The sequence below is a fragment of the Paenibacillus sp. SAFN-117 genome (genome assembly GCF_051966115.1).
Taxonomy (GTDB): Bacteria; Bacillota; Bacilli; order Paenibacillales; family NBRC-103111; genus Paenibacillus_L; species Paenibacillus_L residui.
In genome coordinates, this window is record NZ_JBQCLK010000013.1 from 77,396 (window position 1) to 95,244 (window position 17,849).

The following is a 17,849-nucleotide window of genomic DNA, read 5'->3' on the forward strand; positions in this document are numbered from 1 at the left end:
TTTTATCCATGGCAGCGCCCGCTGCCGGACTGTATAACCCACGGTCCGGTCAACGGGCGCTTTCTTTAAAAATCCCGGGAACTATCTTCCTTCAGAGCGTGTTGAGGGGGCATTGCCGCGCCCGTACGCGTCCTCGTAATCGGAAATGGCCAGCTTGCCGAGCATGGAAAGCACAGCATCCTCCATAGGCGGGTTATGCAAGCCAAATCGTACATCGCGGTACAACCGCTGCAGCGGATGGTCCAATGCAAGACTATGTGCGCCTGCGATGCGCATCGCTTTATCAACGACAGACATGGCCGTCTGAACGGCGGTCACTTTCACCGCATTCAGCTCTGCATTTAACCGCTCAGGAGGCAGCACCTGCCGATCCCATCTTGCCGCCACACTATACAGAAAATGTCTGGCTGCATGCAGCTCCAGTTCGATTTGGCCAAGCTGCTGAACGATATTCGGCAAATGGATAATCGGAGCGGGCAAGGAATTGGGATGATAGCTGTAAGCAAATTTGATCGCTTCCTTCCTGGCGGCAAGCGCAATGCCAAGGTAGCATGCAGGTATATGAAGCAAATATGGCGTTGCCGCCGAGGCTGATTTCTTGGGAAGCAGACAGGCCAGTGCAGACTCGGGCAATACAACGTCCTCCAGCACCAGATCATGGCTGGCTGTTCCGCGCATGCCTAGCGTATGCCAGGTTTCTTCGATGCGAAGACCTGCCGTATTTCGCGGGATGAGGAATTCGGCCGTGTCCTCTTCAACACTCGCCGTAACAATAAAATGATCCAGCACAGGAGAAAGAGTAGTGAACGTTTTTCTGCCATTTAACACATAAGAACCGTCCTGCCGCCGTTTGGCGGTTGTCAGCGGCTTGCCTCCGCGTGTCGGGCTCCCTGAAGCCTTCTCGGTCGCTGCGCGATTCACCAAGTGCTGATCTTTGACGATCTTCTCATTCAAATCGGTCAACGCAGCCTCCGTCCACTGCTTCTTATGATTCAGATCATATACAACCCCCAAATGCCAGCCGACGCCTAAGGCAATCGAGGCATCCCCCTGCGCCAGCCGCTCCTGATACAGGACAAACTCATACAAGGAGATGCCTTCTCCCCCTTCGTCAGCCGGTACAGTATACGAGAAATAACCAAGCCTGCGCAGCGCCTCGATATGCGCATAGGCAAAATCATGCTCGGCATCCACACGGTGGGCTTCCTCTGCAAAGCCGTCCGCAAGCTCGCCGATTGCCTTCAAGCGCCGTTCTTGTTCCGCGCTCAACACAAACATATTGTCTAATCGGTCCATAGTCTGATGTCCTCAACTTTACTGCATTTTATATTAAGAGTTCCGCATAATGCGGTCCAAAATTTGTCTCTCCCACTTCCCAACCTGAGAGTCCGTTCTGGAGCGGGGACGCGGCAGATCAATGTCCATGTCAAGAGCAATATCTCCATCCTCAAGCAATAGAATGCGATCGGATAAAGTAATGGCCTCATTGACATCATGGGTAACCAATAGAGCGGTAAACCGCTGCTCCAGCCACAGCCGTTCGATGAGCTGCTGCATTTCAAGCCGGGTAAGAGCATCCAGCGCGCCAAGCGGCTCATCGAGCAGCAGCATCCGGGGATTGCGCACCAATGCGCGTGCCAGGGCGACCCGCTGCTTTTGGCCGCCCGACAGCGTAGAAGGCCACTGCTCTGCTTTATTCTCTAATCCTACCTGCTGCAGAAAATGGAGCGCTTTAGGTCTCCATTCGCCCTGCAGACCGATTCCTACGTTATCTATCACACTTTTCCACGGCAGCAGACGCGAATCCTGAAACATCATCGTCGTGCTGCCGCTAATGCCATTAAGCGCTTCTCCATCCAGCAGAATATCGCCTTCCGACGGCGCATCCAGCCCGGAAATCAGCTTTAACAGCGTGCTTTTTCCGCTTCCGCTTTTTCCAATGATACTGGTGAATTGCCCGGGATATAAAGTGATGTCAAGCCTTTTGAGCACGTCATGCTGCTGGAATGACTTGGTTACGGCCTTAATTTGAATAAGCACCCCGTTTTTTCCTTCCGGGATAACCGCAGAACGGGTCATAGAGAAACTCCTTTCCCACCAATGTTTACGGATGATAAGTCTGGTTCCATTTAAGCAGCCCTTTTTCCAGCCATTTGGCCAGCAAATCTGCGATTTTACCAAAGCATGCGTATATAATGATGCTCAGTATGATAATGTCTGCCTGCATAAACTCTCTGGCATTCATCGCCAAATAGCCAATGCCGGAATTGGTCGCAATGGTCTCTGCCACAATGAGCGTGAGCCACATCACACCGAGCGCATAGCGCAGGCCGACAAAAATGGAAGGCAGCGCGCCAGGCAGCAGAATGTGCCTGAAAATTTCCCGGCGCTTCAAGCCGTATACTTTGCCCATTTCCACCAAATCATTGCTGACGTTCCTTATCCCGTGATAAGTGTTAACATAAACCGGAAACATAACGCCAAGCGCCACCAGAAAGATTTTCGAAGACTCTCCGATTCCGATCCATATAATAACTAGCGGGACTAAAGCAAGATGCGGTATGTTCCTTACCATCTGGATAGTTGTATCGAACAAGCGATAGGATAAATGAAAGCTGGCGTTCAGTATCCCCAACGCCAATCCTATTCCTCCCCCGATCAGCAGACCAATCAGGGCGCGCTGCAGACTGATCAGCATATGCTCCGCCAATACTCCATTGGCAATCATTTTCCAGCCGGTTTCAGCAATCGTAACAGGAGTGGGGAAAATTTTCGCGGATACAATTTCCATAGAGGCCGTCCACTGCCATATAACGATGATCAGAAGAGGAAGGAGCCATGGCAGCATAAAATTAACGATCGTACGCTTCTTCATCATTTCAAATCCGGCACCCATTCTTTCCCGACAGGCATATAGGAACTTACATCAATGGAATGTTCGATCAAACCGATTTTGTGAAATGTATCTGCCAACTGCTGCTGCGGAGCAATAATTTCCTTCTTAATGGCTTCTACGCCATAGGTTCTGCGCCCTACCATTTTAGCCAGGCTTTCCTCGTCTATGCCGAGCTCCCCGGCAAGCATTTTCACAACCTCGCCTTTATTTTCATTGGCCCACTGGTCGGAGACATCGGTTTCCTCAAGAATCGCCTTGACGATTTCCGGATGCGCTTCGGCAAACTCTTTGGTCGCATAATAGAAGGTCCGGTTTGGCGAATAATGGCTTCCATCCGTAAGCGTTACAGGCTGCAAATCCATTTGCACCGTGGCAAAAAACGGATCCCAGGAGCCCAGCGCATCCACCTGCTTCGTTTCAAACAGCGCTCTGCCCTCCGATGCATCCTTAACATACACATATTCAACATCATCATATTGAAGCCCCGAGCTTTCCAAGGCAAGCACAGTCAAATAATGATGATTGCCGCCCTTTACAACGGCAACCTTCTTCCCCTTCAGATCGCCAATGCCGGCAATACCGGAATCCTTATGCACCATAATGCCCATGCCTTCGGGGTTTGGCAGATCGCTTCCGACGTAAACAAAGCTTTGTCCGCTCGCTTGAGCAAATACACCCGATCCATCCGCTGCGTTGCCGTAGTCGATTTTGCCTGCAGCCAGCGCCTCAAGCACCGTGCCGCCGCTCGGAAACACGTTCCACTCAATCTTGATTCCCTGCTTCTTCAGGCGCTCATCCAGATTTCCCTTTACCTTCAAAATGTTGAGCGTATTGCCTTTCTGGTAACCAATTCGCACAACTTCAAGCTGGCCTTCGGAGGCTTTGGAACTGGAGCAGGCGGAAAATAGAACAGAACAAACAAGTATAATGGAAAGAAGTAAAGAAGATCCGGATTTTGACAATGCCATTATAGATTCACTCCTTTTAATGTAAAAGCGTCCCAATCGAGAGGGTAGTGTTCCTTTCCTTTCAGCATTGCAACGCTTAACGCTTCTCCTATGCCGCTGGCGAATTTAAAGCCATGGCCGGAGCCTCCTCCCGCAAACCAGACACGGCTTCTGCCCGGCAGCTCATCAATAATAAACTCTTCACCGGGAGCATTTTCGTACAAGCAGGTCTGTCCGGCCAGCAGCTCTCCGGCCTCCGGCAAAAATAGATTCAACGCATGCCGAAGCTCTGCCTCATCCTCCTCATAGGCCCCGAAAGGCGGTACGGGCTGATCCGGCAAAGCGGGATACCCGCCATCATGCCGGCCTAATTTCAAACCCGATTCGTCAAGCGCCGGGAAACCAAAGTATTCTTCAGCCCCCCCGTTATTGAAAATAAAGGCGGGGAGCCGGCCTCTCCCGTATCGTTCCTTCGGTGCTTTGAACCAGGCAATGGGTTTGCGGTACGGCTTAATGATGTTGTGCAGCTCCGGCAGCACCCGTGCCGACCACGCACCTGCGCTGACGAGGACGCTGCCTGCGGTGAAGCTGCCGCGCTCTGTAACCACTAAGGGCTCCCCGGCTTCCGAGACCAGTTGCAGCACCTTGGTGTTGGGCAGCAGCTTCGCTCCATAATGAACGGCCAACGCTCTATAGCTTGCAATAATCTGTTCGCTGTACAGAATGCCGCCCTCCGGCTCATAAAGGCCTTCCATATGAGAAGGCACGGAAAATCCCGGCCAGCGCTCCTGGATTTGCTGTGCATTGAGCGCTTCATACGGTATGCCGAAAGCTATGCAGCTCTCTGTTTTGCTCCGGATAAAGCGGGACCCGCGCGGACCGATGCTGATTACACCAATAGGATCATAGAGAGTGGCATAGTCTTGGCCTAAAGTCCCCGGCACCTCCGCCGCTTCCCGCTCCAGCTTCTTCCACAGCTCTATCGAACGCAGGGCAAGCTTTACGTAGCTTTCGCCCATCGTATAGGCCCCTCTCACTATGCGTGTCGTTCCATGATGGCTCCCATAGCTGTGGGGCGGATCGTGCGCATCGATCAGCAGTACAGAGACTCCCCGCTTGGCCAACTGATAGCCCGTGCTCATGCCGAAGGAGCCCGCCCCTACAATGATGACATCAAATTTCTGGAGCAAAGGGGTCTTCACCTCAATTCCCGTTTGATTTTTCTGAACATTAATTTTATTATAATTCCTATAAGTAAACTTGGGAATAGCGCACATTTAGGATACCAGGTATGCAAAAGGATACTACAGGAGGAGGATAAACTATGGACCCGGCCAGAAAAATGTCAATATGTCAAAAGGATTTTGACTTTTCGATTATAAGCGGGAAATGGAAGGCAATGATTTTGTGGCATTTGCGCAACGACACCATCCGCTTTTGCGAGCTCAAGAAAATGCTGCAGCCCATCACGCAAAAAACGCTGACCACCCAGTTACGGGAGCTGGAGGATGATCTTCTGGTACACCGCGAGGTCTATCCTGTGTTCCCCGCGAAGGTGGAATATTCCTTGACCCCGCATGGCCGGCAGTTAATCCCGATCATCGAGTGCATGATAGAATGGAACAAGAGCTACAAGCAATTGCTGAAATGCCAGGACATTCAAGGGGAGCAAGGATAGAGAGCTTGGGGAAGGTTCACGGCAGCAAGATGGCTCTGTAGGGTGGGGTGCGGCAGTCTGTCCGGAATTCGTCAATGACGGTCGCAAGAAGGGCACCGCAATAAGGCTATCGGCCGAAATGGCGATAGCCCTGATTATAGTTAGAGTGAACGGTTGCGCCGCTGAACGATGCCATGCTTGAGCTATATTCGAAGTACCAACCGGAAGAGCTGCAGACCATTCTCGTCATTACTGTCTTTGGAACGCAACCTTCAAGCCCAACCCGATATAGATCGTTCCGACGAGCTTGCCGCTCCAACGGCTTAAACGGTTTATCCATGCCGTCCGTTTAACCATTTTACCAAGCGTAGAGACACTTAATACAATTGTGGTTGTATACAATATACTTAGTATGACGAAGATGAATCCAAGTATCAAAAACTGCATTACGGCTTCACCTCGTTCATGATGAACAAATTGAGGCAGGAACGCCAGAAAGAACAGCGCCGTCTTCGGATTAAGAACCTCTGCCAAAGTAGCCGATACATATGACTTTAAGGCTCCTGCCGACTCAACCTTTGGAAGTTGCGGTTCGGAGGGCTTCCTTATCATTTCGCAAATCCCCAGATATAACAAGTACGCCACCCCCGCATATTTGACGACATTGAAAGCGAGAGCCGAGGTCATCAGTATGGCGGAAAGCCCCACGGCAGCAAATAACGTGTGAAGGAAATCCCCGGTTGCGATGCCGAGCCCCGCCATAATGCCTCCTTTGCGCCCGTTCTGAACGGTACGGGTAATTGTAAGAAGAACGGCCGGGCCTGGAATCAAAAATAGACCTATAACAACAATCACATACGTAATTAAGGTAGAAAAATCGGGCATCTGGTTTCCCCCTTCTCTGCATTAATGGCCGTTCAAAGAGATATATCGTTACGGCCTTGCAGCCATTGCTCGAATTCGGCAGGCGTGCGCACATTATGGTCTAAAACGGCGGTATAGATATCGAAGCTTTTCACTTGTTCCCCATACTCGGCCCGTGATGCCCATATGGTTTTAATACTTAAAATAGAAATAATTGCTGCGGGAGTAAGACGATCGGGCATCGTGCGAACATGCTGCAGATCGGGTTGTTTTTCCGGTTCATCTACGAACCAAATATCCAGCTCCCATTTGTTTCCGTTCCTGGACTCATACGTCATCCCGAGAAAATAACCGTCAGGGTAGGCCGGGTCGGTGTTCCATTTCCCGGTATCGTTAATGAATTTCAAATCCCGGATACCGGGATTGGACATCAATTGTGAAGCAATTCCGGTAATTGCAGCGATGTTCAACTTGGAGCAAACGACCGTCATATCGAGGTCTCTCCAAGCCATTAATCCAAGTGCCGCACTCCCTACTTTCACGGGGGTACCGGCTGCCTTCAGCAATTGGTCAAGGTTCAACTCTTCCACAATCGCAGATGCTTCAGTCTGCAGTTGAAGTTGGCAGGCCAGCAGATCTTCTTGTTGTTTCATTTTTTGCTCCTTCCATTTAGTGAATCATACGGAGATTTTCATATGGCAACGATCGAGAGCCGTCACAGCCGGTATCGATTGGCATCGAGGCAATGATCAAGCTGCTGCTTTAAGGTTAGCTATTAAGCACGGCCTTCAAGCCGGCCGCTGTTTTCGGCTGCTCCTTCTTCATCGATTGGCGCATGAAAAATTCGGCTACCTTCGGAACATTGTCAACCTGAATGGTGAAATGAACACGGCAGGATTTTTCGGAGATCGGCTCAATACGATAGGTTTCACGAAAAAATTGTTTTTCGCCGGGAACCGTCTCTATGGTCAACAATTGATCCTGAACAAGTTCGGTCACGACCATATTTTTTTCGCTCTTAAAGCCTGAATATTTTCCGCTTTCGAAATAGTTGGTCCCCAACCGGGCAGGTTCTTCAGGAGTGACTCGATTCTCAATAATGCCTTTCATCCAGGAAGCTCGCCCCTTTAGATCGATGAGGCGTGCAAAAACGATAGAGGCCGGATACTCATAGCTTTCGGAATATTCAAAAGTAAGCATGATGATCTTCCTTTCCTTTTTAGAATGTATTTAACGAGAGGATGGTTGACAGCGCATGGGTGATAACTTGTTCCAGTTCTTCCTTATTCCCCTCGGCAGCCGTTGTTCGCCATCCGATGTACCCGTCCGGCCGCACGAGGATAGCCCCCGTGGAAGTGATTCCGTATGCGTCAAGAAAATCGTTCCCAGGATTGCTGAAGTCAGCTCTATGACCGCCAATCTGATAAATATCCATCGGAAGACGGAGTGTATCTTTAACATGTTGAGCAGCCTCCAACGCGTTCTGTCCGTCTGGGCCAACGAGCAGGACAAAGCGGGAACCAAATAGATCCAACGTTGAAATAGGTTGGCCGTTCCGTTCGAGAACGATGTGCGCAGCGCGGGTTCCCGGCTGTCCCGTCCATAACTCGGGCGGCTGTACCATGGGGAGGTTCATCCCGTCGGCTTCCGGTACGATTGCGCCGGCTTGATAACGATAACCCATATTGACATGCAGGGTGTTTACCGTAATCCCTTCCGATCCTTCATGTTCGCGCTGCTGGGAAAGCATAATGACCTGCTCTACCGTGTAATCCGCGATGGGCCGCCGCTCAGCATCATAAGTAGCAAGCAAAGCCGGACCGGCTTCATCGCGCAGGACGGCGGCCAGCTTCCAGGCGAGGTTCTGCGCTTCGGCGATACCGGTATTACCTCCCAAGCCGCCGCTTGGAGGTTGAACCCGTGCGGAATCGCCAACCAAAAAGATGCGCCCTTCTTGGAAGCGGTCAGCTACACGGCCGGCCATTTCCCAAGTCAATATCTTTCTGATTGTAACCGGGATGTCAGAAATTCCGATGGCGGCCCTAACTAATTCAATGCAGCGCTCCTCCGGATAATCGTCGATGGTTTCCTCTTCAGGATCAAATACAACGTCCAACCGGTATATATGAGGCCGCCTGAAAGTTCCGGGGTACAGAACGAGACTTCCGCTTACGGTATCATTGGCGAGAAAACACATATGAGCGTTTTGTCTACCAAACAGGTCATGAATGTCCGCATCGAAAACGATGCTGATCAGGTGGCAGAGCGTACCTTCTCCATGCTGACCAATCCCTAATTGTGCGCGGGTTCCACTTTTACTGCCATCCGCTCCGACCATATACCCGGACCGAACACGGCGCGTTTCGCCGCTGATTCGATCGCGAATCGTAGCCGAGATGCCGTCCGCATCCGTTTCGAATTCGATCAACTCCGTGTTGTAGCGCAAATCGACACCGGCTTTCTCAGCCTGTTCCCGGAGGACCGGCTCAAGCAGATCTTGTGCGATGCCGTTTCCTTCAACAGGGCTGGCATCCGTAAAGTAAGCACTCATATCTTCCATCAGGTTATCAAACATTTCCCCGGCCAAGCTCTCTACAAACATGACGCCGAATTCCCTAGGGAAAGGGGGCTCTTCACGGCGAATTTCGTCCTCGATGCCGGCCGAACGGAATATTTCCATTGTTCGGGCAGTCAGGCTCGACACGCGCGGGTGAATCGCCGTCCCCGGATGGCGTTCGACGACTAACGGTTTAATTCCTTGCCTGGCCAGAAATAGGGAGAAGGATAGACCTACCAAACTTCCTCCTACTACGAGGACAGGAACCGATTCATCGAATGATGAAGAGTTATTTAGTGTCTTGTTCATCTAATTACGCCCTTTCGTAAATTAGTTTATTTTTCACTCCATACGGTTATCTATTTGCTCGGCTTTCTCCCGCAGCTCTTCCATGCTCCATGTCAGCTTGTGCGATTGTATATCGGCGATTACGGATTGGAGCCATTCCACTTCAGCGACAAGCAATGTTCGTTGATATTCGGCCTCAAGTAAAAATAAGCGCGGCAGACCCAGTGATGCCCCTATCTCAAACTGATCTTGAAGTCGGGCAAGTGTATTTTCAAGGGCGTCTATTCTTTGTTTGAAGAGCAATGCGACATCTTGAGGCGTTAACATGGCCAGGAATGAAACCGCAGCGGGAAATTCTAAAAACTCCTGAGCCGGCTTGGAGATCATTTCCCGGATCCATGAATATGCGGCATTTCGTCCCAGATCCGTGATTTCATAAACAATTAAATCCGGTCTCCCTTCATTTTTCTTCTTGCCCTGGATGGCAATGGCTCCGTCCCGATGCAAGCGTTCGATCGTCTGGTAAATACTCGTTCGGTGGCGAACGTTTATAACTTCGTCTTTCCCCCTCTCCTTAATAAGCTGCTGCATTCGATAAGGATGCATAGGCTCTTCAATCAGAAAACAAAGTACGGCTAGAGCGACGGGTGATTTTTTAATCGTGTTTTTCATAGTCATAATATTACTATTAATAATATGACGTGTCAATAAAAAATAATTATCTTAGTTCATCGAGGATGAGCGACCGCTTTTAAAGGTTGTTTATATCGCCAAATAGAGTTTGATGGGATTAAGGAAGCAAAAACTTGTAAATTCTATATGTGGCAAGGATAAACGGCTATCGCCGTCCTTAGGACGGGCGCGTTTACCGATGAAATATAAGAACAAGTATTATGAAAACTTATACTTTCTTATATTTTTAAAAAAAATGCCATAATCACTCCATCCCCTTCGTTTTCGTTAACGATCATACGAATCCATGAAGGGAAAATGAGTGACTATGGCACTATGATGAATTTCAGTTTAGAGAAAGAGAACCATCGACAGGACGAACATAAAGATCACGCCTGCGATCATAGGAACCGACGTTCTTTTTACAATAGCGATCGGATCCGTCTTCACCGTACCGGCAACGATCAGCACGACGGCAGCAACCGGGGACACCGCACGGAACAAGTTGCCCGCAAGTCCCATCGGCACCGAGATCGCTATCGGGCTAATGCCCGCTGCATCGGCTAATGGAACCATCAGCGGCACCATGGCGAAGATCAAGGCCGTGCCGCTGCCGCTAAGAATAACGATTAGCGCAGTAATGGCTACCAGGATAAGCGGCAGAACGAAGTCCATTCCGTTTCCTTGGATATTCTGCATCGATTGCTGCAGCGCATCCACCAAGCCGATGGATTTCAGCCCTGTAACAAAGACGGAAGCGGCAACCAGCAGGGCGACGATCGGAACCGCTCCGCCCATTCCTTTAAAGAAGGATTCCGTTTTTTCCAGCACGCTTTTGTCGCCTTTGTGGCGAATGAGTTCGCAAAGGATGGCCAGCACGAGCGATACCAAGGTCGCCGACTCTACGCTGAGCTCTATGGCATTGCCTGTCGTAAGCTTAACCGCGTAAGTACCCAGCAGAAGAATGATCGGGAAGATCGGCAGGATCGCATAAACCGTTTTGAACAGCTTGCCGCCTTTGATCTCGATGTCTTCCTTGGATTCATGGTTCACTTCGGCGTCGGCCTGCAAATGGCTTGCTTTCTTGTCCATGCGCTTCTGCCAGTAATAATGAACCAGAGCGATAAAGATTAAGGTCGGAATAGATACGACAGCATGATATCTGAACGCATAGTCCGTTACCGTCAAGTTGGCGAACAGCGCATGCTTGGCCAATTCTTCTGCGATGGCGACGTTGTCGCTTCCCAGCGGCGTAGGAACGATCGTGGCGGATGTAGCGATGACTGCTGCCGCGGAAAGCGCCGACATGCCCGCTTTTCTTAAAATCGGATACAAGGTTGCCAGCAAAATGATCGCCAAGTTAGACGCACTCGGAATAACGAGAGACAATAAATTTCCTAACAAAAATACGATCGGTACCAGAATATAAGGCGACTTTATCTTGGAAATAGGCTTCGTTAAGGCGCTGACCGTCACTTCGTTCGCTCCGATGGAGGACATGTAGGCGGTGTAGCCTCCAAGCAGAAGAATGATGAAGCCCGCAGCCGCGAATGTCTGCTTGAACTGAGTAACGATGACCTGCAGCGGATCCAGCCATATAGAGCCCGTCGATTCGAAACCCTTGACGGCGATATCGTTGCCCATAGCTGTGGCGACCAGAATCAAAATGATCCCCATCAGAAAAAGCGTAATCTTGATATCCATTTTCTTGATTAGCATATAAATCACGATAAGTACAGCAATAATCGCTGAGCCGTACATGACTACATTAGAGCCCATAGCTGGTTTCCTCCTAAGATGCAGATTGGGTGTAACAGATCAGATCAGGTAGTCATTGGTAAAAAAGAACCGGCAGAGCAAGGTTCAGCTTAGTTGCACTTGCTTAAGCTTTCCATGAACCACTTTTTGAACATTTGCGGATCGATATCGACACATACTTTGGCGTTGGCGGCCTGTCCCAAATATCCTTTCAAGTCAACGACGGTACAGCCTGATGTTAATGAGCCGTGAATCTCAACATCCACGAATGTGTCCGCCACCGTGAACATTTCAGGCTGCAGGAGATAGGCGATCGCGCAGCTGTCGTACATCTTCAATCCCGTCTTCATGCTGCCGCCTCTATATTTTTGGAACAGTTGATAGATCATTCTTCCGGTTTCGTTCATGTCTTTCAGCTGCTCGCTGTCTTCCGGGTACACGAGCGCCTTCCATCCAACGTCAAGCCCGGCCATGACGACAGGCAGATTGCTCTGGAACACAATTTTGGCCGCTTCCGGATCGGCATATATGTTGAATTCCGCCATAACTCCGGCATTGCCGCGTCCCGTTGAACCGCCCATGAGTACAATCTCGGCAATTTTCTCTTTCACTTCCGGATACACTTTGAGCAGCAGCGCAATATTTGTCAAAGGACCGATCGGAACCAAAGTAATCGGCTGCTCGCTTTCCATGATGACCCGGTACATGGCATTGACCGCATTCTCCTTCAAGAGCAGTTCCTTCGTCGGCTCTTCAAAATCGTAGCCGTCCATCCCCGTTGATCCGTGTACATTGCTCGCATCAATCGGTTCTTTGATCAAGGGTCTATCGGCGCCCATCGCCACCGGAATTTCTTTCTTGAAAAACTTCAGCAATTTCAAGGCGTTCAACGTAACCTTATCCAAGCCCACATTCCCGGCTATGGTAGTAATCAAGCGTACATCCAGCTTTTCGCTGTACAAGGCTATCGCTAAGGCAACTGCATCGTCGATTCCCGGATCGGTGTCAATAATAATCGGTCTTTTGTTCATTGGTTTCTTCCTCCTTGAATAAACTGTGCTACCTCTTCTGCGGTCGGCATTCCGGTCTGCGCCCCGAGCTTCGTGGTTGACAAGGCAGCAACCGCATTGCCGTAATCACAAGCAGCTTTGAGCGACATACCTTGGCTTAGGGCAACGGCTAACCCGCCATTAAAGGAATCCCCGGCTCCGGTCGTATCCACGACATCGATTTTATAGGCGGGAACGTTCAGTTCCCGGCCCTCCTGCCAAAACGACAGGCCCTGGCTTCCCTTCGTAACGATCAGCTTCTCTCTGATGTCCTCGCCAAGCTGCTGCATCAATACCATTTGCTCATGTTCGTTCGGCGTAAGATAGTCCACTTGCCGTATCAATTCCGCAGGCAGTTCCTGAATGGGAGCCGGGTTAAGAATGACGGTAACTCCGTTCTCTTTGGCAATTTCTACCGCTTTTTGCACACCTTCCAGTAGTATTTCCAACTGTACGAGAAGAACATCACTATCTGCGATCACTTCTCGCTTGGACTCGACAAAAGATGCGGTTACATGATGGTTGGCCGCCGGTACGACAATAATACTGTTGTCTGCGTTGTAAACCGTTATCGTAGCCGTGGCCGTACGATCTGTAACCGGTTCCACATCGGACACATCAATCCCTTCATTTCTAAGGTGCTGTAAGATGTCCTGACCAAAAAGGTCATTGCCGACGCAGCCAATCAAACGAACATCCGCACCAAGCCGTGCTGCCGCTACCGCTTGATTGGCTCCTTTGCCGCCGGGATTCATCTGAAACTGCTTGCCAAGGAGCGTCTCTCCCATTTGAGGCATTTGAGTTGTTATGGTGACTAGGTCCATGTTGATGCTGCCAACAACAGTAATTTTGGGTTTCCGCTCCATCCCTATCTCTCCTTCTTAGGTCGATTCTCTCTCTATAAGCGATACGTCCAATATTTTATAATTCTCCTGTTCCACGGTCTGCTGACGCTCCATTAAGCTCACCAGCATCTTGGTTGCCTTCTCGCCCATTTCATAAATGGGCTGCTGTATCGTAGTCAGCTCGGGCGTCGTCGCCTTGGACAGGCTGATGCCGTCAAAACCGATGATAGCTATGTCCTGGGGTACCTTTCTACCGAGCTGATACGCGGCCTTAATCGCGCCGATCGCCATAATGTCATTCGCCGCAAAGATTCCGTCAATATCCGGATGCCTTTGCAGAAGCTCCAGTGCCGCTTGAATGGACGATTGCATATCATATTGGCCTTCCGTGATGTATGTCTCTTTAAACCAAGGTTCCCCACCGACGATTTCCTTGTAGCCTTCGCAGCGTTCCTCAGCATTGACTACGCCGCTGGTTCCTTTGATATGGCCGATCCTGCGGCAGCCTTTGCTCTGCAAAAAGCGCGTCGCCATCATTGCCCCTTTCTTATTCTCTACGACAATCGTCGGCAAGCCTTTGCTGATCACGCGGTCGATACTAACTACGGGAATATTCAACTGTTCGATTTGTTTCGCTGTCATCGTATTTGAGGATACAATAATACCTTTGACATATTGCTGCTGCAGCACGTCCAGATAGTTTTGTTCCTTGTTTTCATCTTCATCGGAATTGCAAAGAATTACATTATATCCTAACTGAATGGCCGTATCTTCAACAGCTCTCGCAAGCTCGGGGAAGAAAGGATTAGTAATATCGGGCACGATCAAGCCGATAGCGCTGGACTGCTTCTTGAACAGGCTTCTCGCTACCTCGTTCGGCTTGTAATTAAGCTCTTTAATTGCCTTTTCTACCTTAATCCTCGTATCCTGGCCTACATATCCGCTATTGTTCAAGACTCTAGACACAGTTGCTACAGATACGCCTGCATGCTTGGCAACATCTTTGATAGAAATCATATTTTCACTCCACTTATAGGTAACCGGTTACACACAATATACTGTATGCTCTTAAATATGTCAATAAGTATTTCATTCCAACAGGCACTGAAGCATGCGGTGATGCAATGAACGCTATCGTTCAATATCATTCGGCTTCATCTTTTACGCATCCCGCCCGGCCAATCCATAGAAAAACAACTCGATTAATTGATCGATATTTAGGGCTTGGCCGTCTTCACCTGCCGCTCCCCAATACTTGCCGAGCTCGTTCTTGAACATCGTGAAGTACAGCATCGTTACCTCTTCCGTCAGATCCGGATGAATATGCCCCGCCTGCTTTCCCGCCGCGACGAACTTTATGAAAAACCCCTTTACCTTTTCCTCTGTATAGCTTTCCAGCATTTGCGCCAGCCCTTCTACGTCAGATTCAGGGAGTTTAGGAAATTCGCCGGATAAGATCTTTAAGTTCTTGGCCTCCAGCAGCATGATTTTCCTCGTTTTCTCCAGAAAGGACAGCTCGGAATCAAGAATGCTTTCATATTGCTCCAACTGCTTGTCCATCCAGTTCACAAGCATATCGGCATAGAGCCGCTCCTTGGTTCCAAAGTAATTGTATATGGTGGCGGGCGAAACGTTTGCCATCCGGGCGATTTCATTCACGCTTACCTTTTGAAACCCGTATTTGAAAAAAAGCTGCACGGAGACATTGAAGATTTGCTCCATTTTTTTCTGCTTTCTTCGTTCGAAGCCGTTCATCTTCCCCACCTCATTTGAAGTGTAACTTAAATTTTAGAGTAATTCAATAAATTCAGTACAAAACTATTGAAAATCAATTTTGAATAGTTATAATAATTATGTAGCATTTTAGTATATTTACTACAAAACTTTAGTGTAATTTGGGAGTACCGTGCTCAAACATAATACTGAGAGGAGTGTGGAGAAATGAAACCAATACGGATTCCATCGATCCTGCATGATATTTTCGGCGAAGAACAGCATATCTTATCCATTGCCGCCGTTCTATTATTTGGCGGAGGGCTGACTGCACTGTTATATTTCCTGTACCCTGAAATGACCGCCCATTTGCCGGTATGGCGAAGCATCCTGGCTTTATTGTTCATTTTCGATATTTTTTCGGGCTGTATAGCTAATTTCACGGCTTCAACAAGCAATTTTTATGCAGCAAGAAAGAAGAACCGGCTCGTGTTCATCGCCATTCATTTTCATATCGTCATTATTGCAGTTTTGTTAAACACTGCGATCGGATATTCTATTGCGGTATGGGCGTATACAATAGCAGGAGCGTTTATCGTGAACGCGCTGATCGGGAAGCAGTCGCAGCGGTTTGTTGCAGCCTTGCTTCTGTCCGTCGGCATAGGTTGTATCCCCCTGCTGCCCAATATCGAGCCGTATATGTTAATCACTTGCCAATTATTTATGTTAAAAGTGCTATTTGGCTTCGCCGTCGATCACTATACTCAAACAACAACCGGTCGTTAGAATGATTTAGGCGGTTCGTCCGGATATTCAGATATTCGTTCCTCTTGCTACACTATGAGGAATAAAATACGGCTTGCTTCCTTCGGGGTCCTCAATAATACGGGCATGTATTTGTTGGGTGCAGACTCCTTCAATCTTGTTTTTTTCATAAAAATAGATTAGTAATATATTAACTGTAATAATTACTATATAATATTTTACTTTCTATATAGATCAGTTCAGAATCATCTTAGAGCTGATTAGCTGCCGCTTCAGCAGTTCCTTCGTTGTCCATTCTTCCATTGAGAAAATAATGAGTCCCTTTTTCCTTGCAGCCAAAAGTCAAAGCGCAGCTTCCAGCTTCCTTTTAAGCTCTAGCTTTGGGAATTGTTCACCTAGAAAAACAGCAACGTCCTGAACACTGCCTTGCGGTTTAATGTGAAAAATATCCAACTGTCTGTAAGCGTATTGAAACATCTTCCGCTCTCCAGTTTCTGCCTCCGTAAAAATACCTTTGGCCCGATATACATTATCCGGCAGTTCGCTTATAATCTGCTCGAAGCGGGTGCTGTCCAAAGGCCGATCGAAGTAATGCGTATAAACCATAACGTGATCGTAAGAATGATTATGATCATAGCCACCGTGATGTTCACAATGTCCTTCATTATCATGATGATGTGCGGAATGGCTGCAGGGATCCTTCTGTTGAGCCTCCTCGAAACAAAGCCTGTTATTCTCAAGCAGCACCTGATTAAGCGCTTCTTCGCTGATTTCACAATGAACGGTCGGATGTATGGATGCTTTTGGGTTGATTTCTGCCATCAGACGTTTCGACTCATCCCGCTCTGCAGCGCTGACAAGATCAGCTTTGTTCAGTAAAAGCAGCGAAGCACACCGAATTTGATCTTCTATCAGATGATAGGTCTTTCCAGTCCCCTTCCGCCGCCACTCGAGAAAGTGTCCCGCATCCACCACCGAAATCATCGTCCGGATATCAATAGGCACTAGCAGGGCCGCTTCCGTCACCGCTTCAAAAATTTCCAACGGGTTGGCAACACCTGTCGCTTCTATAAGGATCAGATCAGGTGAAGATTCCATAACCAGGTTCCGGATCTCCATTCCCAAATCGCCGCGGATCGTACAGCAAATGCAGCCGCTCAGCATTTCCCGCATGGGGATATTTTCATCCACCAGCTGACCATCGAGATTGACATCTCCTACTTCATTCATAATAACAGCGGGGCGCAAACGCCCTTTGGCGTAATATTCCAGGATCTTCGTAAGCAGCGTTGTTTTTCCGCTTCCCAGAAAACCCGATAGAATGATGACCGGTACCTTGTCTATCAATCTATAACCCTCTCTTTCTTTCAGCTAAAATTTTTCCATCGTTTAAAAGGTCTACTGCCTGCCACGAAGCCTTTTCTTTACCAGTGACAGAGAGACCGGAGGCGATAAATCGGCCATCGAACGAATAGACCAGCCGTTCGTCCAGTCGATCTCCCGAAAGGTGCTTGCGGACAAGCTCCCTTCCCAGCTCCGGAGAAATATCCTTGTACCAAACCCCGTCCGGATAGGCGATTACCACACAGGCATCGGTACAACGACCATTGCAACGGGTTCTCGTCGTATGAATCAGTTTATCTGCTCCGAGCAGGGAAATTTCATCCCGGATTGCTTGCGTCACCTCTTCAGCTCGCCGTTTCGTACAGCTGCCGCCGTTGCAGATGAGCAGGTGGCAGCGGGTCTCTTGCAAATTCCACGTTGACATGGGTATGTTCTCCTTTCAAGCAATAATGATCAAACAGAGTGGCAGCGTTTCTCAATATTCTAATTGTAAT

General features: G+C 49.0%; 19 protein-coding genes. 2 read left to right on the top strand and 17 right to left on the bottom strand.

Going from position 1 to position 17,849, the window contains the following annotated elements; genetic code table 11:
* Positions 1-81 precede the first annotated feature (81 nt).
* From ACTHRH_RS10625 to solA, 5 genes are read right to left on the bottom strand one after another with little or no spacing between them, the layout of a single operon-like run.
* Positions 82-1,296, bottom strand: coding sequence for an acyl-CoA dehydrogenase family protein (locus tag ACTHRH_RS10625; RefSeq protein WP_144938542.1), 1,215 nt, complete (start codon positions 1,294-1,296; stop codon positions 82-84).
* A 33-nt stretch (positions 1,297-1,329) separates the two neighbouring features.
* Positions 1,330-2,079, bottom strand: a complete 750-nt coding sequence (locus ACTHRH_RS10630) for an ATP-binding cassette domain-containing protein (RefSeq protein WP_144938545.1) — start codon at positions 2,077-2,079, stop codon at positions 1,330-1,332.
* Positions 2,080-2,104: 25 nt separating this feature from the next.
* Positions 2,105-2,878, bottom strand: coding sequence for an ABC transporter permease subunit (locus tag ACTHRH_RS10635; protein ID WP_440415455.1), 774 nt, complete (start codon positions 2,876-2,878; stop codon positions 2,105-2,107).
* Positions 2,875-3,864 (bottom strand): sulfonate ABC transporter substrate-binding protein, encoded by a 990-nt coding sequence (locus ACTHRH_RS10640; RefSeq protein ID WP_440415457.1) that lies wholly within the window; start codon positions 3,862-3,864, stop codon positions 2,875-2,877. Before ACTHRH_RS10640 ends, ACTHRH_RS10635 begins: the two co-directional genes overlap by 4 nt.
* The gene (solA, locus tag ACTHRH_RS10645; RefSeq protein ID WP_440415459.1) at positions 3,864-5,033 is read right to left on the bottom strand and encodes an N-methyl-L-tryptophan oxidase; all 1,170 of its coding nucleotides are present in this window, start codon (positions 5,031-5,033) and stop codon (positions 3,864-3,866) included. Before solA ends, ACTHRH_RS10640 begins: the two co-directional genes overlap by 1 nt.
* A 134-nt stretch (positions 5,034-5,167) precedes the next feature.
* On the opposite strand from solA, the gene ACTHRH_RS10650 reads away from it, so the two are divergent.
* Positions 5,168-5,521, top strand: a complete 354-nt coding sequence (locus tag ACTHRH_RS10650) for a winged helix-turn-helix transcriptional regulator (protein ID WP_144938554.1) — start codon at positions 5,168-5,170, stop codon at positions 5,519-5,521.
* Positions 5,522-5,749: 228 nt separating this feature from the next.
* Here the strand turns inward: ACTHRH_RS10650 and ACTHRH_RS10655 are convergent, their stop codons facing one another.
* From ACTHRH_RS10655 to ACTHRH_RS10700, 10 genes are all read right to left on the bottom strand, one after another.
* A complete protein-coding gene (locus ACTHRH_RS10655; protein ID WP_144938557.1) occupies positions 5,750-6,385 on the bottom strand; it encodes a LysE family translocator in 636 nt (211 codons plus the stop codon).
* Between the two features lie 32 nt (positions 6,386-6,417).
* Positions 6,418-7,017, bottom strand: coding sequence for a hypothetical protein (locus tag ACTHRH_RS10660; protein ID WP_440415462.1), 600 nt, complete (start codon positions 7,015-7,017; stop codon positions 6,418-6,420).
* 115 nt (positions 7,018-7,132) lie between these two features.
* Positions 7,133-7,564, bottom strand: coding sequence for an SRPBCC family protein (locus ACTHRH_RS10665; protein ID WP_144938563.1), 432 nt, complete (start codon positions 7,562-7,564; stop codon positions 7,133-7,135).
* Positions 7,565-7,583: 19 nt separating this feature from the next.
* A complete protein-coding gene (locus tag ACTHRH_RS10670; protein WP_144938566.1) occupies positions 7,584-9,230 on the bottom strand; it encodes an FAD-dependent monooxygenase in 1,647 nt (548 codons plus the stop codon).
* A 33-nt stretch (positions 9,231-9,263) separates the two neighbouring features.
* A complete protein-coding gene (locus ACTHRH_RS10675; RefSeq protein ID WP_440415464.1) occupies positions 9,264-9,887 on the bottom strand; it encodes a PadR family transcriptional regulator in 624 nt (207 codons plus the stop codon).
* Between the two features lie 345 nt (positions 9,888-10,232).
* A complete protein-coding gene (gene dcuC, locus ACTHRH_RS10680) occupies positions 10,233-11,660 on the bottom strand; it encodes a C4-dicarboxylate transporter DcuC (protein WP_440415466.1) in 1,428 nt (475 codons plus the stop codon).
* A gap of 89 nt (positions 11,661-11,749) precedes the next feature.
* Positions 11,750-12,670, bottom strand: coding sequence for a ribonucleoside hydrolase RihC (gene rihC / locus ACTHRH_RS10685; protein WP_379285773.1), 921 nt, complete (start codon positions 12,668-12,670; stop codon positions 11,750-11,752).
* Entirely contained in the window at positions 12,667-13,554 is an 888-nt protein-coding gene (gene rbsK / locus ACTHRH_RS10690) for a ribokinase (protein ID WP_379285771.1), read from the bottom strand. The genes rihC and rbsK overlap by 4 nt, the downstream gene beginning before the upstream one ends.
* A 15-nt stretch (positions 13,555-13,569) precedes the next feature.
* Entirely contained in the window at positions 13,570-14,550 is a 981-nt protein-coding gene (locus ACTHRH_RS10695; RefSeq protein WP_440415469.1) for a LacI family DNA-binding transcriptional regulator, read from the bottom strand.
* 144 nt (positions 14,551-14,694) lie between these two features.
* The gene (locus tag ACTHRH_RS10700) at positions 14,695-15,288 is read right to left on the bottom strand and encodes a TetR/AcrR family transcriptional regulator (protein WP_379285767.1); all 594 of its coding nucleotides are present in this window, start codon (positions 15,286-15,288) and stop codon (positions 14,695-14,697) included.
* A gap of 186 nt (positions 15,289-15,474) precedes the next feature.
* Here ACTHRH_RS10700 and ACTHRH_RS10705 point away from each other — a divergent pair, with 186 nt between their 5' ends.
* Positions 15,475-16,032: a hypothetical protein gene (locus ACTHRH_RS10705; RefSeq protein WP_440415471.1), complete on the top strand. Its 558-nt coding sequence runs from the start codon at positions 15,475-15,477 to the stop codon at positions 16,030-16,032.
* Between the two features lie 321 nt (positions 16,033-16,353).
* On the opposite strand, the gene ACTHRH_RS10710 is transcribed toward ACTHRH_RS10705, so the two are convergent.
* Both ACTHRH_RS10710 and ACTHRH_RS10715 read right to left on the bottom strand, forming a co-directional pair.
* Complete coding sequence (locus tag ACTHRH_RS10710) at positions 16,354-17,358, bottom strand: CobW family GTP-binding protein (protein WP_440415473.1); 1,005 nt, start codon at positions 17,356-17,358, stop codon at positions 16,354-16,356.
* A 1-nt stretch (position 17,359) separates the two neighbouring features.
* The gene (locus ACTHRH_RS10715; protein WP_440415475.1) at positions 17,360-17,779 is read right to left on the bottom strand and encodes a (2Fe-2S) ferredoxin domain-containing protein; all 420 of its coding nucleotides are present in this window, start codon (positions 17,777-17,779) and stop codon (positions 17,360-17,362) included.
* Between the last annotated feature and the right edge of the window lie 70 nt (positions 17,780-17,849).